Source organism: Phormidesmis priestleyi BC1401 (genome assembly GCF_001650195.1).
In the GTDB taxonomy this organism is placed as follows: Bacteria; Cyanobacteriota; Cyanobacteriia; order Leptolyngbyales; family Leptolyngbyaceae; genus Phormidesmis_A; species Phormidesmis_A priestleyi_B.
On record NZ_LXYR01000053.1, the window covers coordinates 1 to 23,237 of the forward strand.

Below are 23,237 nucleotides of genomic sequence, written 5' to 3' on the forward strand. Positions count from 1 at the left end.
CACTTGCTTCAGATGCTCAATCAAACTCATGGCAAGGTAAGACGAGAAACAACCCCTCTATTCTGTTTTTTCTCTTCTCAATAAACTAGCCCTGCCCCAGACTGGGGGATTTAGGGGGCAACTCGACGAATCGCACGTTAATAAATCCTTATTTCTAAGGGAATCGAGGTTCAAGAGAGTCTTAACCAACCGGGCTTCGACTTCACTCAGATCTCATTAGCTATCTAGTGGTTGAGTATCTAGTGGGTTGAGCGAAGTCGAAATCCACGAACAGCGCAGCGAAGGACTTTAGCCTTGATTTGTGAGCTGCTTTTCTAATCTGTGGTCTAATGAGGTCTGATTTGACCACGCCATGGGTGTGAGGAATGCTTGCTGGGTTGCTCAAAACAAAGACGTTAACCATTCGGCTGAGAGTTGGCATACGAATTCTGGTCGCAGTCGTGTGTCTAGTGAGTCTGATTTGGGTCGCTCACCCAGCCTTTTCTCAAGAAAGCGGTTCTCTCGACGAGTTAAAGCAACAGCAGCAGCAGATTGACCAACAGCGATCGGCGGTGCAAAAAGAGCGCGATCGAGTGCAAAAATTAGAGAAATCGGCTCAGAGCAATCTCAAAGGCATTCGCAAAACGATTCAGGTGACAGCCGCGCAGCTTCAGGCAAATGAGGCGAAACTGCAAAAAGCCACTCAGCGTCTTAAGAAGCTGCAAATCGCGCTAGACTCTGCTGATCGGACTTATCGCCAAAAACAATCAGCCACGGGTTCTCGACTGCGCTTTTTGCAGCGTCAGCAAAAAAGTCACGGCTGGGCAGTGCTGCTGCAAAGTCAGAGTCTGAATGATTTTCTCGATCGTCGCTATCAGCTTAGGCGAGTCTATAAAACCGATCGTAAGATTCTCATCAACCTAAAATCAGAAGCTGATCGTCTCGATCGTCAGCAGACTCAAGTTGAGCAGCAAAAAAATCAAATTGCGCTGATCACTCAAGAGCTTTTAGCGCAAAAATCAGAATCTGAAGCTCAGGCGACCTATCAAAACCAGGTCGTCGATCGCTTAAAGACCGATCGCCGCGCCCTTGAAGCAGCCGAAGCCCAACTCGAAAAAGACTCTCAGGGCATCGGCTTGCTGATTCAAAGGCGAGTTGCCCAAGAACGCGCTAAAAATGGCATCGTTGTCTTGGGCACTGGGCAAATGAGCTATCCCAATGATGGTGAGATCACGAGTGGGTTTGGCTGGCGAATGCACCCGATTTTGGGCTATCAGCGCTTTCACTCTGGCGTAGATTTTGGTGCCGATTATGGCAGCACGATTCGAGCCGCTGATCGAGGGGTCGTGATTTTTGCTGGATGGTATGGCGGCTATGGCAATGCAGTCATCATCGACCACGGCAACAACATCACCACCCTCTATGGTCACAGCAGTGGACTGTATGTTTCTGAAGGGCAAGCGATCGAGCGAGGGCAGCCGATCGCCGCAGTTGGCTCTACCGGACTCTCGACGGGACCTCATCTGCACTTTGAAGTCAGACAAAACGGCGAACCTGTCGATCCGATGGCATATTTCTAAAGTAGGGCAGAAAGCATAGGCAGATGACGGATTTAACCGATGCTGTAGAGACGTTCCGGTGGAACGTCTCACCGATGTTGCCATAGCGCACGATCGAGGGGCATCAATTTGATATTGCAGCAAGGGCACGCGAAATTCCTCTTTTAACTACACCTGTGAGGTTTGCAGCGCTTGAATGGTTGCTTGGAGCTGTTGAATCTTGGCGAGTGCCTCATTGAGCTGAGACTCGGCTGCTTTTGCCACGCGATGAAGTCGTTTGTTGCGCTCTAATCGGTTGACAATGCGCGTCACCAACTCAGGACCCACGATCGGTTTGCTAACAAAATCATCTGCACCGACCGTAAACACTTGGTTCACCACCTCGGCATCTTTATGAACCGTCAGAAACACGATCGGTAACTCGCTCCAGTGCGGATCATTGCGAATCACTTTACAGAGTTCGATGCCGTTGAGATAAGGCATCTCAACATCGAGCACCAATAGATCAGGAGACACGGCTTCTAGAGTTTGCCAAAATTGGCGAGGGTCCGCGATCGTGCTCACCTGCAACCCCCACGGCTGAAGCAAGGTTTGCAGCAGTGCCAGAATTTTGGGGTCATCGTCTACGAGCAAGATTTTGTCTGTTTGACTCGATCGCTGAATCTGAGTCGTAGGCAACGCTGACGCAAGTTCGGCATTCTCTAAAGGAGTCAGCGATTGAGAAACTTCTTGCCGCAGCCGTCTCACCCACTGTTGCAGATCTGGCTTTGCATCGATCGCATTTTTTCTCAGAGCCGTCTCAATATAAGCTGCTAACCGCGACCCTTCTGGAAGTCCAAACGTTCCCAATGAGCCAGCGAGGGAGTGAGCTTCTTGCTGCGCGGCTGCTAGCAACTCTGTATCGACACTGCCTTGAGACAATGCCTCGATCGCGGCTTCGATTACCGAAACCTGCTGGCTTACCTGTCCTTGAAAGTGCTGCCACACGGCTGCAATTTTGACTAACATCGTCGTCTGATCTGATTGAATAGGAGTCGATCGCTCCCTCGCTTCTTCTAAGGGCTTGAGTCGATATCCAATTCCATAAACCGTCTCAATAAAATCTGCTGCTCCTGCCGCTCTGAGCTTCTGCCGTAGTCCTTTAATATGAGTCCGAACGGCTTCTTCTCCGGGCATATCTTGATACGTCCACAGATGCTCTAAGATCATGCCGCAGCTAAACACCCGCCGACTGTTTCGCAAAAATAGCTCCAGCAGCCCATATTCTTTGGGGGTCAGCGCTAACAGTTTATTGGCATAGGTGACTTCGCAACTGCTGGGGTCAAGCCTTAAGTCATCCCACTCCAATATCGGCTGAGAGGCTTTGCTGCCCCGTCTTAACAGCGCTCGAATCCGGGCGACCAGTTCTTCTTCTTCAAAGGGTTTGACCACATAATCATCGGCACCTGCATCTAGCCCGATCGCTTTATCGTGACTGCTATCTCGCCGCGTCAAGAGCAAAATCGGCATTGAGTAGCCGTGCGATCGAATCTGCTGACACAGGCTAATCCCATCCAGTTTGGGCAAAATCACATCGAGCAGCACTAGATCATACTCAAAGGCTTCGATCAGATCCCACGCCGCCTGACCATCGGTGACGACTTCAACGGCATAGTTTTGGTTTGTGAGAACGCTCGTCAACGCATGGATCATCAACGCATCGTCTTCAACGATCAAAATTCGCATCGGCAGACAATCCTTCAAAACGGGGCATGACTAAAGCAACTATGCTGATCTTATGAGGCTAGTAAAAATAAGTTGAATATTTTGCACGTAAAAATCGTGTTAAATAAGGAGCTTAAGGCGTGTTTTAAACCTCTCTCGCGTCGATTCTGCCTCGCCCTGAACTGAAGTTCGGGCTAACTTAGGAAAGTCTGTTGAAACGGACTGAAGATCAGGCAATGACTCGCGTTTAGTCCGTTTTAACAGACTTTCCACTACTAGCCCGAACTTCAGTTCAGGGCGGGATAGCAACGAAGACCAGAGTTTTTAAACACTGCCTAGAATTTGGTGCGTTTTGAGATCGCTCAACATACCCAACCAATACCGCTGTTCTTCAATCCACAATCCTAAGAAAGCGCGTTGCTTTTGCAAGGCTGTCTTGATAAGTAAGCTTAAAGCGTCGCTACAAGAGCTTAAGCAAAGCTTATCCAACCTTGAACCGGAGCTACAGGCAATCGAGTCTGAGTTACCACGAACCAGACCTGAGCAGCAAAGATTTATTTATACCTGAGTTGCTAAACCTTAAACGTTCCTTACAGATGAAACAACCTGAGTGACTCACGTTACGACCTGAAGCGCGATCGTTGATATCCGAGTAGCTCACGCGTTTAGGTGACTTGCAAAGAAAACAAGATTTGCTGCAACGGTTTTAAGCCAACCCTGGAAGATTTAGCCTTGACGATCGGCGGCTTGTTGCTCAGGAAGCTGTTCGGGTTTGACCGCGATCGTTTCTGTACGATTTCCACGATCGACAGTGACTTGCAGGGGCTTGCCGACGGTCGCTGCTTCGACCTGCTCTTGCACCTGTCGAGAAGTTTGAATCGCTACATTGTTAATGGATTGAATTACATCGCCTGGGCGCAATCCTGCACGCGCTGCCGGAGAATTGTCCGCAACCGACAGAACGATCACACCAGAGTCTCGATCGACTTTAAACCCAACACTGCTTTGATTGATCTGCGATCGTAGCTCTGGGCTTAACTCTCCCATCTGCACGCCGAGATAGGGATGATCGACTCGACCTTTGGTGGCAAGCTGTTGCGAGATGCGTTTAACCGTGTTGATGGGGATAGCAAATCCTAATCCCTGCGCTCCTTGAATGATGGCGGTGTTGACTCCAATCACTTCGCCTGCCGAGTTGAGCAACGGTCCGCCAGAGTTGCCCGGATTGATCGCTGCGTCGGTTTGAATGAAGTTAATTCGCTCAGTCGGAACGCCGATGTCTGCGCTCGATCGTCCAGTAGCGCTGATGATGCCCTGAGTCACGGTGTTGTCGAGTCCGAGCGGGTTGCCGATGGCGATCGCGGCTTGACCGGGCAGCAGGGTGTCTGAGTTTCCTAACTTTGCGATGGGTAAGCCTGTAGCGTTAATTTTGACCACGGCGAGATCGGTGACGCGATCGGCTCCAACCACTTCGCCCCGAAGCCGCCGCCCATCCGTCAGCACAACGGTCACGCTGTCGGCTCCTTCAACGACGTGGGCATTGGTCACAATCTGTCCATCTGCGCTCATGATGAAGCCTGACCCAGTGCCGCGCTGCACTTGACGAGGAGCTTGGCGACCAAAAAGTCGCCCGATCGTCGGGTCTTGAATTTCTTGCTGCACCGTGCGAGTGGAGTCGATTCGCACAACGGCAGGTCCGGTTTGTTGGACGACTTGAGCGACATAATCAGGATTATCACCCGCTTTAATCGGAGCCGATTGAGTTGATGAGACCGGAGCCGCTTTGCTCACTAGGGTGTCTTGAGCCTGGTTGGTGTCTCTGAACGCAGAACATCCCACATTGCTCATCGTCAATAAGGTTAGATAAAACGCAGCAGGTCTAAGAATTCTTTTCACTGTCATTAACGGGTTTAGACTACGTGAGGGACTACTTTTCACAACGTTATATCGATGCGATCGAGCTAGTGTCTCTACTATAGGCCTCCTGCACGAATCCTTTGCCCTCACCCTAAGGAGAGGGAACAAGAGGTTCTAACTCCCTTCTCTCTAGGGAGAAGGGTTGGCGAAGGCTTGCCCCACTTCGTGAGGAGGGCTGTCCAGATTCACGCAGGAGGTCTTATCAAAGGTTTACCTCAAACAAACCTCCCTCTCGCGATCGAAGCTTCAGTGAGAGAATACGGTAGTCAAAACCCATGTATGGCTAAATCAGGAACTCCTTCAAATTTTGTCTAAAGTGTGCCAAATCCTCCTCCTCCGGGCGTTTCAATCACAAAGATATCTCCTGGTTGCATCGTGACTTCGGCTTTGCTTCCTAGATGCTCGATCGCGCCATGTCGTTCTACCCAATTTTTGCCGACGAGTCCCGGTTCGCCGCCTTGCAGTCCAAAGGGGGGCACTCTGCGATGACCTGACAAAATTGCTGCCGTCATTGGTTCTCGAAATTGCAGCCGACGAATCACGCCACTGCCGCCAGAATGCAGCCCTTTGCCGCCACTGTTGGAACGGATTGCAAAGCTGTCTAGCAGCACTGGAAAGCGCCATTCTAAAACTTCGGGGTCGGTGAGACGAGAATTGGTCATGTGGGTTTGCACTGCATCGGTGCCGTTAAACGTGGCGCTGGCTCCTGACCCGCCGCAAATCGTTTCATAATACTGGTAGCGATCGTTTCCGAAGGTGAAATTATTCATCGTGCCTTGAGACGCTGCCATCACGCTCAAAGCTCCATACAGCGCATCGGTGACGGCTTGCGAAGTCTCGACGTTTCCGGCAACAACTGCCGCCGGATAGTGTGGGTTGAGCAGACATCCTTCAGGGACAATGATATCCAGGGGTTTGAGACAGCCTGCATTGAGGGGAATGTCATCGTCTACAAGAGTGCGAAACACGTAGAGAACGGCGGCTTTGCAAACGGCTAGAGGCGCGTTGAAATTGGTGGGCTGTTGCGGTGAAGTGCCTGTGAAGTCGATCGTGGCACGACGTGAAGCGCGATCGAGACGAACGCTGACACAAATCTCGCAGCCATCGTCCATCGGATAACTAAAGCTGCCATCGTGCAACGTCTCAATGACGCGCTGCACAGAGGTTTCTGCATTATCTTGCACATGCTGCATATACGCCTGAACGGTTTCTAAGCTGAAGTGAGCAGTCATTCTGCGAAGTTCTTTTACGCCTCGCTCGTTAGCGGCAATCTGCGCTTTTAAGTCTGCCAAATTTTGAGCGGGATTTCTAGCTGGATAAGCGTGATGAGTGAGTAATTCCAGGATCTCTTGCGATCGAAACTGTCCTTGAGCAACCAGTTTGAAGTGATTGATTAAGATGCCTTCTTGCTCGATCGACGTGCTGTTGGGCGGCATTGATCCGGGTGTCATGCCACCAATGTCGGCGTGGTGTCCGCGAGAGGCAACAAAGAATAGCGGTTTAGAATCATTGTCTTTCAGATTCTCTTCTGCGAATACTGGCGTAATCACAGTGATGTCTGGTAAATGAGTTCCTCCGTTATAGGGATTGTTTAATGCGTAGACATCGCCTGATTCCAGACGTGTGTCTTTTGCATTCATTAAACTAATCACGCTCTCACTCATCGATCCTAAATGCACTGGAATGTGAGGAGCATTGGCAACGAGTTGACCCTGTTGATCAAAGACCGCGCAAGAGAAGTCTAACCGTTCTTTGATGTTGACTGACGAACTTGTGTTTTGCAGCGTGAATCCCATTTGTTCGGCGATCGACATGAACAGATGATTGAAAATTTCTAACCAAACAGGATCGGGAGAAGCGGATTTTAGAGTTTGAAGTCTGGATTCTGGGTTGACGATTTCTGAACGGGTTAAGACTAAGTGATTGCGATCGCTGAGTTCTGCTTGCCAACTCGGTTCGATCACGGTTGTACTGGTTGGATCGATGATCAAAGCAGCACCCAAAATCCGATCGCCTGGAGTCAAGTCACTGCGCTGAAAAACGGGCGACTCGTGCCAACATCCCTGCGTGTAGATGGGGACAGTGGTGATCGCAGCAAGCGGAGTGAGGCGACGATCGGGCATGACGATTTCTGGCGGCGCGATCGTGGTGCCAATCACTTCGACCGAAACGACTTCAACCATCAGCGCTTTGGTGTCGTCGATAAAGCCATACCGTTGGCGATGCACCTGCTCAAACTGGGTCAGCATTGCATCTAGAGTGCCAAAATCTACAGTCAGGGCTGAGTCAGTTCCCCGATAGCGCAATCGGACTTGAGACACTGCTTGAATCTGAGAATCTGCAACATCCTGACGCTGCAATTCTGCAATGCCTTCAGCAGCAAGCTCGGTCAGAATTTGAGTCAGCTCTGGCAACGCCTCGTCGGTGAGAACGGCTTCGATCGCCCGATCGTGCAACACTCGCAGATCCGCCAAGCCCATGCCATACGCCGATAAAACACCCGCATAGGGATGCAGAAAAATCTGTTTCATTCCCAGCGCGTCTGCGATTAAACAGGCGTGCTGTCCTCCTGCGCCCCCAAAACAGCAGAGCGTATAGTCTGTGATGTCATAGCCGCGCTGGACGGAGATCTTTTTAATCGCGCTTGCCATTTTCTCAACAGCGATCGCTAAAAATCCTTGAGCAACTGCTTCGGGCGATCGCTGATCTCCACTCACAGTCTGAATATCCACCGCCAGGGCTGCAAACTTCTGCTGCACAACCTCGGCATCAAGCGGTAAATCGCCGTTCACCCCAAACACTTTTGGAAAGAAATCAGGCTGAAGCTTGCCGACCCGGACATTGCAATCGGTGACGGTCAACTCGCCCCCGTTGCGATAGCACGCCGGACCCGGACTTGCCCCTGCCGATCGAGGTCCGACTCGATAGCGTGAGCCGTCAAAGCTAATCAGAGAGCCGCCGCCCGCCGCAACCGTGTGAATCGCCATCATCGGCGCACGCATCCGCACCCCTGCAACTTCGGTCTCAAACGTGCGCTCATAGCTGCCGTCGTAGTGGGCAACATCAGTCGAGGTGCCCCCCATATCAAAGCTGATAATTTTGTCAAATCCTGCTTGTTTGCTGGTCTGTACGGCTCCAACAATGCCCCCAGCCGGACCCGATAAAATGCTGTCTTTGCCCTGAAAGAGATGAGCATCGGTCAATCCGCCGTTGGATTGCATGAATAGGAGTCGCGGAGAATTTTGAGTATGCGCGCTTAATTCTGCTGTGATTCGTTCAACATATCGCCGCAAAGTTGGAGACAAATAAGCATCAACAACGGTGGTGTCGCCTCGACTCACCAACTTCATTAAAGGGCTGACTTGATGAGACACAGAGATCTGAGTAAAGCCAATATTGCGCGCGATCGTCGCAATCGTCTGCTCATGATCGGGATATCGATAGCCGTGCATCAACACGATCGCACAGGCTCGAATTCCGCTCTCATAAGCCGACTTGAGAGACGTTATCCAGGGCGTTTCTTCGCTGATTGAAAGAGCAGTGAGAACTTCACCCTGAGCGCTATATCGCTCCTCAACTTCGATGACTTGCTCATAGAGCAGTTCGGGCAGCACAATTTGACGGGCAAAAATGTTGGGGCGATTTTGATAACCAATTCTCAGAGCGTCGCGAAACCCTTGCGTAATCAGCAGCACGCAGCGATCGCCTTTGCGTTCTAGCAGAGCATTCGTCGCCACTGTCGTCCCCATCTTGACGGCTGCAATCTGCTCAGACGGAATAGACTCTTCTGAATCGACTCCCAAAATCTCACGAATGCCCTGCAGCGCAGCATCTGAATAGCGATCGGGGTTTTCTGACAACAGCTTGTGAATCACCAACTCGCCGTCTGGAGTTTGTGCCACGATATCGGTAAACGTGCCGCCCCGATCGATCCAAAACTGCCAGCGCTGATCAGATGATTGGATTGGATTGGTCGTCATTTCTTGCGCTCACCTCCGATCGTCTACTGGAAGTTGACAATTCGCGCAAAGCTTTTTGCTTCAAGACTTGCGCCTCCGACCAACGCGCCATCAATCTCAGGTTGAGCCATAACCTCATCAACGTTGTCAGGCTTGACCGAGCCGCCATATTGAATCGGGACGTTTGGATTGCTCAACTTGCTGCGAATCAACCCGATAACTCGATTGGCTTCGGCTGGGGCGCAGGTGTCTCCGGTTCCGATCGCCCAAATCGGTTCATAGGCAATCACTAAATTCGTTTGATCAACATCCACCAAACCCTTTGCAAGTTGGCTGAAGATGTGAGACTCAATGTCTCCAGCATCTCGCTGCTGTTTGGTTTCACCGACGCACAAGATCGGAATCAGCCCCGCTTTTTGAGCCGCTTTCAGGCGCAGATTCACCGTCTCATCCGTTTCGCCAAAATATTGTCTGCGTTCACTGTGACCGACGACCACATAGCGCACCCCCACTTCTGTCAGCATCGGGGCAGCAATCTCACCCGTGTATGCCCCTTCCGTTTCCCAGTGGACATTTTGAGCGCCAATTTGAATGCGGCTCCCGTGCAAGGTTTTAGACAAACTATCTAAATCAGTAAACGGGACACACAGAACAATCTCTCGATCGTCGGGTGTGTTGTCTAACTCAGACTTAAAACCCTGCAAAAACTCCAGGGCTTCTGCCTGAGTTTTATACATTTTCCAGTTGCCAGCAATAACAATTTTTCGCACGGGTACTCAGCTAAAACGTAGATGAATTGCATCCTTCAGTCTACGGCTTTGGGGGATCAATTTTGCAATCGGAAAGATATAGACCTCCTGCAAAAGTCCCTGCCCTCACCCTAAATTCCTCTCCCCAGGGAGATGGACTTTGAATCTAGCTCCCTTCTCCTCAAGGAGAAGGGTTGGGGATAAGGGCAGGGACTCTTGCAAGAAGTTTAATGAATTAGAGTTAACATCATTCATGCCTAGTCAGTCGTCATCGCAATCTGTACCGCTTGCTGTCTCACCTCTTCATAAATCGGCTTGAGATACTCAATGGCAGCGTTGGCGTTCGCTTGATTAGCCGGAGTCTCAGGTTTTAAAGGAATCGCCCCCAACAGGTCTAAAACCGTCTCACTGCTGGGCGGCGGGACGATCACAATTAAAGTCGGCTCAAGCTGTTCGGCATAGTGCCAGAAACGATCGAGCTTAAGTGAGGTCGCCGCCCGAACAGTTTCAACAGGTTCCGCATGAATCGGTTCACCCCCGGCACTTCGCATCTGTCGCAGCGCTTCGATAATCTGCTCTTTGGTGCGACCGCGCAGTTGAAATAAGACAAACGGATCTTCGCTGAAGCGATCGCCCAGCAGATAATAAACCGCTCCAATATGCTTACAAGGATTTGCCGGATCGGGGCAAGAACACTGGCTATGAATGTCAAACTTGTTAAACGGAAACAGGCTCAATCCGCTTGCTGTAAAGACTTCCTCAATGTTTTGCGGCATTTCTCCAGCCAGCAGTTTAGCCGAGAAAATCGCCCGTTCTGCCATTGACTCAACCACATAGCTCCATTGCTCATCGCTAAACGGGTCGAGCGACAGCGACACTTGATAAGGCTCAGGAGCGGTTCCCTGAACGTCGGCAGAGACTCTAGCGCCTTGAAAATCGATCGCCAAAACGTTCCCTTCTCTGGCATAGGTGCGGGCACGCGCCAAGCGTCGAGTCCAGCCAAATGACTCTAAGACATCAATCCAGCGTTGCGCCCACCATTCACGACTGGGTTGAGAATAGGCATCTGTCATGGGCAATCTAGGGGAGTGGATGCCTCAAATTATAGAAGATAAGGCGCGATCGAGATTCTGTATGAAAATGGACCTCCTGCACAAATACTTCGCCCTCACCCTAGCCCTCTCCCCAAGGAGAGGGAACAAGAGGTTCTAACTCCCTTCTCCCCAGGGAGAAGGGTTGGCGAGGGCTTGCCCCACTTCGTGAGGAGGGCTGTCCAGATTCATGCAGGATGTCTAATGGACTTTAATCTACTAAGACAATTGAGAATAGAATACCTCTGCACTTAGGCAGATGTTGAGTCTGACTGAAGCTAGAGGTCAACGATATAAAAATGTGAACTGTGCTTAGAAGACTTCCTATAGACTTCTCTCTAGACAGATAGGACCTCTTAAATAAATCCCGTAAAATCCTTTAGATATAGGGAAACAGGAAATCGACTCCTTCCGTCAAGGGCAGCCATTAGGGGTGCGACCTCTACCTGATACTAAAGCGACCAAAGCTCTCTACTGGCAAAGCTTCTAAACGATTTCATAGCAGTTCTTTTGATGATTCATTGACCAGTTTTACAGGCACCCAAAACCCTGATGGAGCAAAAGGTAGTTGGTTTTTCTAATGTATCGGATGGAGGTCGCACCCGCCATTAGGAGCTTGAGTACCTTCTGACTCCCATGTTTTGACAGAACTTTGTATTGCAGAAAAGCAGTGAACAATCCGGTCACTGCAATTGTAAACCTGGCAAAATTCATTACTCTAATTTACTTTTAGGAGCTTCTCATGTCTGAATGCAACGGTGTCATGATGCAATACTTTCACTGGTACATTCCCAGTGATGGCAGCTTTTGGAATCAGCTTGCAGAAAATGCTGAAGAGTTATCTAAAGCTGGAATCACTTCCCTGTGGCTTCCCCCAGCTTATAAAGGCACGGGCGGCGGGTTTGATGTCGGCTATGGGATTTATGATCTCTTTGATTTGGGTGAATTTGATCAAAAGGGTTCTGTCCGCACCAAGTATGGAACGAAAAACGAGTACTTAAAAGCGATCAAAGCTACTCAAAATGCGGGCATGAGTGTGTATGCCGATCTCGTGTTTAATCACAAGATGGGTGCAGATGCAGAAGAAGAAACCGAAGCAACGCCCTTTGATCCTGAAAACCGATATGCGATCGTCGGTGACTGTCAGCCCATCAAATCCTGGACGCACTTCACCTTTCCGGGTCGCGATGGCAAATACTCCACGATGCAGTGGCATTGGTGGCACTTTGATGCGACCGACTATAATGCTTTTCAACAAGACGAACACGCCGTTTTTCTGCTTGAAGGCAAGCACTTTGATGACGACGTTGATCAGGAGAAAGGCAACTTTGACTATCTGATGGGCTGCGATTTAGACATGGAGCATCCCGAAGTTAGAGGAGAACTCAAATATTGGGGCGAGTGGTATATGGACACCACAGGCGTAGATGGCTTTCGATTTGATGCGGTCAAACACGTCTCAGCAGAATTCTTTCAAGATTGGCTCGATCACGTTCGCAACTACGTCAAAAAAGAGCTATTTGCCGTTGGCGAATACTGGTCTTATGAGACTGAAGCTTTGCATCACTTTATCGAAGTCACTCAGGGCAAAATAGCTCTATTTGATGCGCCGCTTCACTACAACTTCCACGCTGCTAGCGTTGGTGGAGACGGCTATGATATGCGCCAGATTTTAGACAACACTTTGGTTCAACAACAGCCTTGTCTTGCGGTTACTCTCGTTGAGAACCATGACTCTCAGCCGTTGCAGTCTCTAGAATCGATCGTTGAATCTTGGTTTAAGCCCCTTGCCTATGCGCTGATCTTGCTGCGCCGCGAGGGATATCCCTGTATTTTCTATGGGGATTACTACGGCGCTCACTATAAAGATCATGGGAAAGACGGCAATGAGTATGAAATTTGGATGGATAGTCATCGATCGATACTCGACAAGTTTCTATTTGCTCGTCAGACTTATGGATATGGCGAGCAATACAGTTATTTTGACCACCCCAACACGATCGGGTGGACGCGCTTAGGCGATGATAATCATCCCGGTGGCATGGCGGTAGTGTTGAGCAATGGCTCTGAGGGCAGCAAGTGGATGGAAGTCGGACAACCCGATCGCGCCTATATTGACCTCACTGAGCAGATCACCGACCCGATCGTCACCAATGCTGACGGCTGGGCTGAGTTTCGATGCAACGGTGGCTCGGTCTCAGTGTGGGTTCCTCAGCAATCCTAAACTGATTTGGATATCAATCGCCTCGACGTTAGCTTAAAAATAGTCTGCAGTGTTGTGCAAATCACCTTTTATAGCGACAAGCATCACATAAAATTGATCCATAAATGCTGTAGAGACGTTTCGTTGGAACGTCTCGCCGATTTTTCCATGACCGACGATTTACCGCATTCAAACATCAAACAAGTATCACATCCAGTCAGATCCCCATCCTAGAATCTATAATTTGCTGTTAGCGTAAAGGCAGTTGTCAATCGCCTGCTAATTTATGCCCGTCGATTTTAGTGCTGCCATTCCAACCTTTGTGATCACGCTGCGAGAAGGAGTCGAAGCGGCTCTTGTAGTCGGCATTGTGATGGCTTATCTCAACAAAGCAGGTCAATCTTCGCTCAACTCTTGGGTCTATGGCGGGATCGGACTGGGCGTGTTTGCGAGCGCCCTCGTCGGCGTGTTGTTTGGCTGGACTATTCAAACGTTGGAGGTCTCCGATCAGCCCTATGCCCCGGTGCTAAAACCCTTTTTAGAGGGTGTGTTTGGACTGGTCGCGATCGGGCTTCTCAGTTGGATGCTGGTTTGGATGACTCGACAGGCAAAATCGCTTAAGTCTCAAGTCGAAAATGAGATCGGCAACGCCCTTAATGCAAACGCTGGCGCAGGATGGGGCATTTTCTGGCTCATTTTTGTTGCCGTTTTGCGAGAAGGATTTGAAACCGTTGTCTTTATCGCTGCCAAGTTTCAACAGGGCTGGGTTCCGGCGGTAGGGGCAGTAGCGGGATTGATTTCGGCAACGGCGATCGGAGTTCTCTTATTCAGATGGGGCATCAAAATCAACCTGCGCGTCTTCTTTCAGGTGATGGGCGTTTTCTTGCTGCTGATCGTGTCGGGCTTAGTGATCTCAGCCTTAGCGCATTTTGACAAAGCGTTCGCAATGCTGGCACAGCTTGACTCGCGCTATGCGTCTATCTGCGTGTCTCAAGCGTCCTGTTTCCTCGGTTCCCTGGTCTGGAATTTACATGGCGTGTTGCCCGATCGCCAGTTTCCCGGCATCATTTTGCACACGTTATTTGGCTATGTTGATCGCCTGTATGTTGCAGAAGCGATTGCTTACGTTCTGTTTTTAACGACGGTTGGCGGCATCTATCTTCAAAGTCTCACAGGTTGGACGATGTTGACCGCAACCCGTAAACCTGCCGAAAATTGATCATTAAGAAATCAGATTAAATCGCTGAAGCTGAGTCTCGATCGAGGTGGGCAACAGTTTTCTCAGTTGAGCTTTGTCTTTAAACACGAGGCGGTTTTGACTCGGCAGATCAAACGGAAACTGTCCGGGCAGATCTGATCGCTCCATTTGGGTCAGCAAAAGCTGCTCCGATCGCTTACTTTGCAGCGCGTAGCCCATCTCGACGCAGACTTTTGGGCTAGGAATTAACAGCGCAGGTGAGCCAGGAATCTGCGCGATCGAGGTGCCATCTGCCACAAACAATAGACATTGCCGAATCGATCGCATCAGCGCACTCGTCAGACGAACCGGACCATCGGTGAGGCGATGAGATTCTTGCAGGGTGATTGGGAGGCGCGATCGACCGTTAATCGATTCAATAATTTTGTCTAGCTCTTCTCGCAGCAGCTCGCTCGACTCAGAATATTCAGTCTGATAGCACAAAAAGATCGTCGGCTCTAAGTGCGCCATCACTTCTTGTTTTGAGAAATAGATCTCGTGACTTCGCAAGTCAATGTTGGAAATTGCGTAGCCGCCGCTGCCCTCAATATAAAACTCGACGGTTTCGCCTTCTAGATAGCGCTGAAACCAGAGAGACGTTTTCACCTCTTCGCTGTCTTCTAAAAAATCTGCCCGCAGACCGGACTTTAACAAACTATTTTTGCTCAGTCGCAGGTCGTGAGGACGCTTTTCGAGGTCTCGAATTGGCTCATATTCTTGAAGATACCAAGCCTTGAGGGCAATAATTGACATGCTGTAATCTGCCTTTTAATAATTGAATTCAACAGCACTCAAGTCTCTGATTCCCTGAGTTATTTTCTCTTGAAGTTATTGTAGATAGAGTTGCGCGGGTTGAGCATCTTATTATTTATAGCGAGGGTTGAGTCTCGCGATTTATTTATTCGGAAGGATTAGCTGAGATCTTGCACCCACTCAATCAGCCCCGTTCGATCGGGTCGTTTTTGGCTCAGACCCGCCCGTGATTGAAAATCACGGTCTAACGGTGCGAAGTCCACTGAAGGGACTGCAAGAGGGTTTGAGGTATTCAGTCCGTTTCAACGGACTTCGCAAGGCTAGCCCGGAATTCCATTCACGGGCGGGACGAAAACGCAGCAAAAAGGCTGGTGCAAGGTCTAAGTTAGTGTTCTCTCAGCAATTATAGTACGCTTGTTCTTTAATAATATCAAGTCTGCGAAATCAAAGTTTATAACGTCCCTACAAATCCGGGTGTTGCTGAATCCATAAACTACCCTCACCCCCAACCCATCTCCCACAGGAGAGCTAGAAATCTTATTCCCTCTCCTGCGGGTGAGGGCTAATTCATCTCCCAAGTCCGATTGGTTTTTAGCCTTTGTCAACTACTTGACTGCCGTGACCGCGTGGGTCGGCGGCACTTTCTTTGGTTTCAACGGTCGTCGAAAATGCCGATGTTTGTCCAGTAGTCTGAGCGTAGGGCAACTCTGTGCCGTCAGATAACGCGACTAGATTGGCTTCGAGAATCGGGCGGGGCTGCTCTCCGATCGCTTGCCCGATCGCGGTTCCTCCCGCTTTCATATAGACAAAGTGCGGAATTCCATCGACTCGATAGCTCAAAATCTCAGGGAGCCACTTTTCGTTATCGACGTTGAGCATGACAAAATTGACGCGATCGCCATACTGCTCTTCGAGCGATTGCAGGGTCGGAGCCATTGCCTGACAGCTTGTGCACCAATCGGCATAAAATTCCATTAGGGTTGGCTTGCTGTTGGCGAGAGCAACATCGAAGGGCACTGCCGCTTTTGCCATTGCGTCGAGAGAAACCGATGTGGTTTGAGTCTTTAGCCCCATTGCGATCGCGACGGTAAGCACGATCGCAACCAGCACAATCAGGAGATTACTCCACTGAGTTGCAGGGGTGACTTTTTCTAAAGGTGCACTGTTAGAAGCGGATGGATCTATAGCCATGAGTGATGACAAGTCGTTACCCCTAAATTTTAGTGGATTTACAGGATGCTAGAATTTCTACATCGTTTTTACTAGGTGAACGCGTAGAGCTTCCCCGCTTTAGCCCAAGGCTAATTTGTTGGAAAAAGGAAAATAGACGATGGAGGTGATGCGCCACTGCCCGAATTTCTCTCGTAATCGAGTCAAGGCTGCTCAGTCGCAGTAGGTTGACCGCTCTCGTCCGCAGGATCGCTACGTTCTCTGGCTCATGTCCTGAACACATTAATGTTCGCAAAAATATTTTTAAGTGAGATGATGGCTTTTTCAAGAGTCGTGGGTAGTATCATTCCATCTAGCCTCACAGAAGCTTTAAAAACAAATTCAGTGCTTGTATGATACTTGCAAAGTAGAATCCGTTAATTGACGAGATTCAACCCATTCAAATTCACCTGCCCGTAATCTCTCGTACGTAATCATCAAAACTCGTAGAACTTGTCCTCGGTTCTCTAGACTCATGGACAAGCGAAACCCCGTAGGTTCTCGGTTGACGATCGCGCTGAATTATTAAGATAGTAAAAAGATAAGCCAGCTCACTATAGAGTTTTGATGAACTTTCCGGATCGTTGATTGACTAGACGGCGGGTCACTGCCTGACGATGGTTAAATCAATGTCACTGCGCCCCAAAGACTGTGGAGACGATTTCTCCACGATCGCCCTCGACTGATTGAAAGACTGGATTTCTGAACTCGCACTTTTTCTGCCAAAGCTATGTCAAACCGCAAACTCGCAAAGGCAATTCAGGGTCTCTTCCGTGCCCTCAGAAAGCTTCATCACACGGTCACTAAGGGGTTAGTCAACTGGCTGCTCAGAAGTGCTTTGAAGAACAATCGAGGCAACAGGCTAGCCAGTGGCTTTGTCTTGCCGACGACCGTTTTGCTGGTCTTGGTGGTCGCGCTCACGGTGGGGGCGCTCACCTATCGTGCCTATAATCGCAACGCGCAGGTCATCGGGCAAAACCAGCAGCGCATCATCTATAACGCGGCAACCCCAGCGATCGATCGCGCCCGCTCTAAGCTAGAGTTTTTGTTTGACGCGACGAAAGACAACCGCTACCCAGGGGGGGTGCCGGGTGAAGATCGGCTGCTGGCAATGCTGCTGAACAAACCTCCCACAGGGGGCAACACCTTTGCGCAGGTGCTAGTTCCAGATGCTGCTGGCGTTCTGACTGATCCTTATACGCTGCCTGACGAAACGCGAGTTGACTTAAACGGTGACAAAAAATCTGATAATGCCTGGTCTTTTCGCACCGATACAAACGGCGATGGTACATCAGATGCGACTGTCGTTTACTCTGTTATTTTCAGCAGTCCCGTAGACCCAGCAAAACCAAACGCAAACCCTCAAGAACTCCTACTGACTTCCAAGGATGTAGATAAGGCGAAAAATCTTTGGGTTCGACACGGTCCTTTGATTAAAGAGTCAAACGCCGTTAAATGCGGCTCTGGTTCTGGAGGGGCTGAGGGTGGATGGTTTGAAGATCCAGGCAATACTTCGATTCTTCGTAAAAACTTCCAGGTAGATGCGACGGTCATCCCTGATGTGGCGAACTCAACGGCGGTAACGTTGGAGTTTCATCAAGACCGTCAGCTTAATCGAGGCAACAAGTGGGGTGCTTGGTTCCGTAACGATCTAGAAATCTTTCCAGGACCTATCTTTAACTGGAACGGGGCGATGCACACTGAGGGCAGCCTAATGATTGGAAACTCTTTTGGTGAGAAGAAATTTACCGCTCACTTGATTAGCGCCCCTGCGTCGTGTTTGTTTAGCCCTGCTGACAACTCTGGAATCACAGTGACCGACACTCCAGGCTTTAAGGGCAGTGTGATTGCAGGCATGATGGGAAGCAGTAATGCTGGTGCATCTGACATCTACCTCTATGGAAATAATCCGATCCAATCAAAGGAGCTAAACACGGGTAGCGACTCTACAACTCTTAAGCCTATCGAGGTCTCGCTTGACCCAGTTGAGGTCTTAGTTAGAGACAAAAACGCATATCGCGACACCGCAACAACGGTAAGCAGCACAAACAATTGGGCAAACATCAAGAATCCAGGGCTTGGCGAGCGCATTATTTCTAAGGGGCAGGATAAGCCTTACGTTGATGATCTCTATCGTGCAGACGATCGCTGGGGTCCTAAACCTAAATATGGAACGGGTACGGACGCTGTAGGTGTCCCAACGGGTGACATGGGTAAGGACATCCCTTCAAGCCGTGCAGACCTGATTTTGAAGGACGACCCTTCGTCTACGGGAAGTGGAGTGGGTCTAGATGGCTATTGGGAGCGTCGAGCCAGAGGCAACGGCTTGCGAATTCTCGTTGGAGAGCGGCTAGAACTGGGGAATCTCAACACGTGGGTGACACCCAGAGATACGAATGGTGATTTATATATTCCGCCAAACGCTACAGGTTCAATTAACGAATCATCGGATGAACGCGAAGGCGATCCGCTTTATCCTCCAACGATCGCGCCCTATCCGACTGCTAGTGGCACAGCGTTGAAGCACCTTGACTTGCAGCGTCGCACTCTCAGAGATAATTTATCTGCGGTGCAAGCGACTGCTGTTTATCACTCTGCCATCAACAAAGATTATCCCGTAGCTTGTCTTACCAGCACAGTTCACCCTGGCACCCTCTCAACCCTTTCTCAGTCAATCAATTTTAAGCCGACTAGGTTTGCTGATGGGCAGACAGGCACGATCGATTATTTGGGAAATCTGACTAGCGGGGTGCCTTTACAATCTAACTTTTTCACGGGTCAAGGCACCAATGGCTGGGAGTTTTCGGCTCCTAGTGGCAGTGCGGCTGCGTTTGAAACTGCAATGAATAGTGCAACCAGCCCATTGCGGACTGCGCTGCAAAACCTCGCTAACTTTGCTGGAGACCCGGATGGGGTCTTTCCACTCGCGCCAACTGTCACTGACAAAGTTCACCCTTATCCAGCTCTGAGCATGTGGGGAAACTATTCTAATCTGAGGCGAGTATTAGGCAAACTGACGGCGGGCACTGCCTACACAGACCTCAGCATTTCAGATAAAACCTATTTACAAACGGCTTCCTGCACACTTGGGGTCTTGGCATACAACATCGACACCATTCAAAAGTTTAACCCCACCAATGTCAACAATGATTATGACCTTGGTAGCAACCATCCCGTTTTAATAGAGCTAGCTAAGAACATTCAGCTGTTAATGGATGGTGATGAAAGCAATGGAGAGGTTTTACCAAAGGGGCAAATCGGTGGCAGAGACTATGATCCCAACAGTACCCGGACAGGAGCCATTGGGGATCGAAATAAGGATACAGACTACACCGATGTTCCTCCAGAGGCTTGGATTGGTGCCCTAAAGCAAAAGCGGCTGAAAGACCAATACCTCGGTGCCTCTGCCACCTATCAAGAAGCTTTAGCCAGCACCCTAACTGATCCACAGGTGCGAATGGCAGAGCTAATCATGCTCAAGTATCAGATTCGACGCGATCGGGCGTTTGGTTTCCGATCTTCTCCTGCCTTTGGCACCTATGTCGGTCAAGCCGCAGGTACAAAAGTCATTGCCGATGGAACGTCTCCTAGAGCGAAGTACAGGCTTCCATCTGCGTGTGACCCAGACGACTTTAGGTTTACTGGTTTGAGCGCCAGCCTAGGTCAGACAGCAGGAGCGTTGGCTAAAGAAGGTGAATACCGACTGGCTCTCTCGCGCCTCTGTGGAGGGTTAGACACAACTAACTACGATCCCGACGATCTAACTCAAAACAAAAGAGCCTGGGTACTTCCTAAGTTTCCTGCCCTCTATTACATCTTTCCAGAGAAAGATCACCCTTTAGCTGGCGCATTAGATCTTTCAGGAGGTGTAATTTACGACCACAGACAACCTGGTGAGACTACTTTAAGTCTGGCGAAAACTGCTCCTGACCTTGTGAGTGGAGCATCCTTACCTATATCGCTAGCAACAGCAAATAGTCTAGCCAAGAATGACAACAGAGCCGTAACTGACCAAGAACCCTACGTCAAAGACACTTATGTTGCTAACGCTAAGGTCAATGGAAGTGTGACGTTTAAGGTAGTTGGCACTTCGGCGATCGCTATAACTCCTCCCGTTTTGCTGCCAACTACCTTGCCGCTTACGCCCACTCTTGCCGCCGCCAGTGGCAACACGCCTTCTCCCAGTCGTTATCCTTATCTAGTCACTAGTCCTTTTCCGGTAGCTGACTATGCGCTGGGGTCATCGATCGCTCTCACTCCGACACCGTTAGCTAGTTGGAAACTGCCTCATCCAGCGCCAAACACTACAACCGTAGTAGCTAGCGGTGGACCCAACGTTACGCCAAACATCATCGTGTCAACCGACGGCGCTAAGGTTGCCGTTCCATTCCTCGATCGTGCCATCTTTGACGGTCGCCAGGTCATGCTGATGCGATCGCTAGACATCGACTTAGGAATGCTTCGCAGCAACGGCATCGGCTCTGATGTCTGGTTGCCCGAAAGCGGCATCGTTTACGCCTTCCGCGAAGATGCGGTTCGTGAAGATGCGATCGTTCGACCAACCGGGACAGACACAGACTTGAGGAACCCCGCAAATCCCACAGATCCTCCGCTCGATAGCGCTACCGGGATTTCTAAAAAAGCAGTAGACTTCATAACCGACCCAGAGCGCCGAATTCATGGCTTCCGTTTACGCAACGGCTCCGAGATCAAGCGCAAAGGCTCGCTCCTAGAAGATGCTAAAAACATTCGCGGGTTGTCCTTCTTTACTGATCAACCTGTCTTCATTCAAGGAGACTTTAACCTCCACCAAAGTGGTAGAGAAGATGAGCCAAGCACAGAAGATAATCGGTTAGAGGAGTTTTTCGAAAAGTTACCCGGTGACACTGACTACACTGCTAAACAATTTTATAAAGACCGCACAACGACCAACTACGACAACTTCTCGGTTCCATCAAAAGATCGATGGCGACCTTCTGAGATTTTGGCAGACAGCATTGGCATCCTCTCGAATGACTTCTGCGATGGCAGCATTGCCGATACATTCGTTATCCCTGACTTGAACAAAAATGTCGCTGACTTCAAACTTGTTACTTCTGATAACTTCGATCCGAGCAGTAATCCTCGTGATCAATACAATGATGTTTCTAAATTAGGGCTATTTGGTCCTGGGTGTGCAAAGAACGGTGGGAAAGGATATACCTCCTTTCACAATCGAAATATCCCTCGAAATGCCTTACCCACCAACGGGGATTGGGTGCGCGAAAACTCCTCTAACGCAACCTTGCCTCAACGGAACAGCAATTACTTGGCTGACTTCACTTCACCCATCAAGATTTCTCGCGCGGGTCAGCCTTTGATTCAAGCCTCCCAAGCTGGAGGTGCCAATGCCACACAACCCCCCTTACCGCGTCCTGTTCTTTACAACACTAAGGGCACTTACCAGGCAATCGGGGATGGGGATAAAACCAGAAAACTGACACCAGCCATCCAAACCAGAGTTAACTCGATCGTGGTGAGTGGAATCGTTCCATCTCGTGAATGGCAATCCTATGGTGGTCTACATAACTTCCCGCGCTTCCTTGAAGACTGGGGCGACAGACCGCTAAACTTTGCGGGTTCCTTCTTGCAGCTTAATTTTAGTAACCATGGAACGGGACCTTTTGAATCTGAAGCGTGGGAGGTTGGTCAAGATGTAGATAGCGGTAGCCAAAACCTCCAATACTACTCGCCTCCAAAACGTCTATGGGGTTATGACGTAGGGCTGCAACTGAGTCCAGCAGGTCCTGCCGCCACTCGTTTTGTCATCTCCAGCAAGAATCGCAACGAGTTCTACAGCGAACCCCCTGTCAACGACCCCTACATCAACATGCTCTGTCGAGTTGTCAAGACCACCAACAGCAACGTCAACTGCCCTAGTCAACCAGGAGCTTGAGATGTCAGTCACACCCACAAAAAAACGGCTTGCTCCCGCTATAACCCTCAGATATGCTCTGGGTTTAACCCAAAAAATGGCAGCCTCTAGCCGCCACCCCGATCGGGGTCTAACCCTGATCGAAGGGCTAGTCGCGATCGTCATCGTCTCGGTCACTCTGGTTAGCATCACGCCTCCCATTTTCTGGGCAACAGGCACCCGCGTGCAAAACCGCCGAGCCGAGCAAGCCCTGCAACTCGCTCAAGGCGAAATCGATCGAGTCCGCACACTTGTTGACCAAGGGCAAGCCACGATCGATTTACTCCCTCCTAATGCTGGTACAAACAACATTCGTGCTGCCAATAGTGTTCCGGCTCCTATCATTCCCAAAGATGGCAACGTCATCAGTGTGAATCCACTGTGTACTAACAGAGATGATGGCAAAGCACCCGATAGCCCTACGAAATATCTTCAGGTCAACACTGACCCAAATCCTGAGAACTCTAACGACTGCAAAGCTAACTTCCTAATTCAAACCTTTCGCAGCACAGGATTTGACGAGAATGGGATCGTCCCAGCCGGTACTACTGCTCCTGCCGGGTTTGTGATGGGAGTTAGAGTTTACTCGATCGTGGCTGAACGTAACGTAGGTAAATTGCTGACAGAGCAAGCCAGCTTAAAAGGCACCAATGGTCTGGGAAACCAATTGACCCGTCCTCTGGCGGTTCAATACTCCACGATCGTCCGCAGCAACGCCAGTAAGAACTTAGACATTTACAGAAAATTGTGTCCTAGTTCTGGTGCAGGAGGGTGCTAGAGGTTCTTACATCACTTGTTTGTCTATCGATGAGTAGACAGGCTAAATTAAAGTCAACCTGTGGGGGTGGGTTTCGCTCAACCCGCTGGGACTCCTAGCTTTGAGCGTTGAGCGGAGCCGAAGCGCGTCTTACAGTCAATTCCGTC

The 23,237-nt window shown here is 49.9% G+C and carries 12 protein-coding genes; 5 read left to right on the forward strand and 7 right to left on the reverse strand.

Annotated features, from left to right (window positions below; genetic code table 11):
* The first annotated feature begins 365 nt into the window (after nucleotides 1–365).
* Nucleotides 366–1,559 carry a murein hydrolase activator EnvC family protein gene (locus tag A8707_RS20690; RefSeq protein ID WP_082906445.1) on the forward strand — a complete coding sequence of 398 codons (1,194 nt, stop codon included), beginning with the start codon at nucleotides 366–368 and terminating at the stop codon, nucleotides 1,557–1,559.
* A gap of 147 nt (nucleotides 1,560–1,706) precedes the next feature.
* On the opposite strand, the gene A8707_RS20695 is transcribed toward A8707_RS20690, so the two are convergent.
* The 5 genes from A8707_RS20695 to A8707_RS20715 form a co-directional block, all read right to left on the reverse strand.
* Complete coding sequence (locus A8707_RS20695; protein ID WP_068819107.1) at nucleotides 1,707–3,263, reverse strand: response regulator; 1,557 nt, start codon at nucleotides 3,261–3,263, stop codon at nucleotides 1,707–1,709.
* A 705-nt stretch (nucleotides 3,264–3,968) separates the two neighbouring features.
* Nucleotides 3,969–5,144 (reverse strand): HhoA/HhoB/HtrA family serine endopeptidase, encoded by a 1,176-nt coding sequence (locus A8707_RS20700; RefSeq protein ID WP_068819108.1) that lies wholly within the window; start codon nucleotides 5,142–5,144, stop codon nucleotides 3,969–3,971.
* A gap of 326 nt (nucleotides 5,145–5,470) precedes the next feature.
* The gene (locus A8707_RS20705) at nucleotides 5,471–9,139 is read right to left on the reverse strand and encodes a hydantoinase B/oxoprolinase family protein (protein ID WP_068819109.1); all 3,669 of its coding nucleotides are present in this window, start codon (nucleotides 9,137–9,139) and stop codon (nucleotides 5,471–5,473) included.
* Between the two features lie 23 nt (nucleotides 9,140–9,162).
* The gene (gene tpiA / locus A8707_RS20710) at nucleotides 9,163–9,888 is read right to left on the reverse strand and encodes a triose-phosphate isomerase (protein WP_068819110.1); all 726 of its coding nucleotides are present in this window, start codon (nucleotides 9,886–9,888) and stop codon (nucleotides 9,163–9,165) included.
* Between the two features lie 236 nt (nucleotides 9,889–10,124).
* Complete coding sequence (locus tag A8707_RS20715) at nucleotides 10,125–10,940, reverse strand: SWIM zinc finger family protein (protein ID WP_068819111.1); 816 nt, start codon at nucleotides 10,938–10,940, stop codon at nucleotides 10,125–10,127.
* 760 nt (nucleotides 10,941–11,700) lie between these two features.
* Between A8707_RS20715 and A8707_RS20725 the strand changes: the two genes are divergently transcribed.
* Together A8707_RS20725 and A8707_RS20730 are read left to right on the forward strand one after the other, a co-directional pair.
* Entirely contained in the window at nucleotides 11,701–13,182 is a 1,482-nt protein-coding gene (locus A8707_RS20725; RefSeq protein ID WP_068819113.1) for an alpha-amylase, read from the forward strand.
* A gap of 265 nt (nucleotides 13,183–13,447) precedes the next feature.
* Nucleotides 13,448–14,380 (forward strand): FTR1 family iron permease, encoded by a 933-nt coding sequence (locus A8707_RS20730; RefSeq protein ID WP_068819114.1) that lies wholly within the window; start codon nucleotides 13,448–13,450, stop codon nucleotides 14,378–14,380.
* A 3-nt stretch (nucleotides 14,381–14,383) separates the two neighbouring features.
* Here A8707_RS20730 and A8707_RS20735 read toward each other — a convergent pair whose 3' ends face one another.
* Entirely contained in the window at nucleotides 14,384–15,151 is a 768-nt protein-coding gene (locus tag A8707_RS20735; RefSeq protein WP_068819115.1) for a hypothetical protein, read from the reverse strand.
* Between the two features lie 591 nt (nucleotides 15,152–15,742).
* Nucleotides 15,743–16,342, reverse strand: coding sequence for a thioredoxin family protein (locus A8707_RS20740; protein ID WP_068819116.1), 600 nt, complete (start codon nucleotides 16,340–16,342; stop codon nucleotides 15,743–15,745).
* 748 nt (nucleotides 16,343–17,090) lie between these two features.
* Here A8707_RS20740 and hpsA point away from each other — a divergent pair.
* On the forward strand, nucleotides 17,091–22,295 hold the full coding sequence (gene hpsA, locus A8707_RS20745; protein WP_068819117.1) for a hormogonium polysaccharide biosynthesis protein HpsA: 5,205 nt from the start codon (nucleotides 17,091–17,093) through the stop codon (nucleotides 22,293–22,295).
* Between the two features lies 1 nt (nucleotide 22,296).
* On the forward strand, nucleotides 22,297–23,091 hold the full coding sequence (locus A8707_RS20750) for a type II secretion system protein (protein ID WP_156518789.1): 795 nt from the start codon (nucleotides 22,297–22,299) through the stop codon (nucleotides 23,089–23,091).
* The last annotated feature ends 146 nt before the right edge of the window (nucleotides 23,092–23,237 follow it).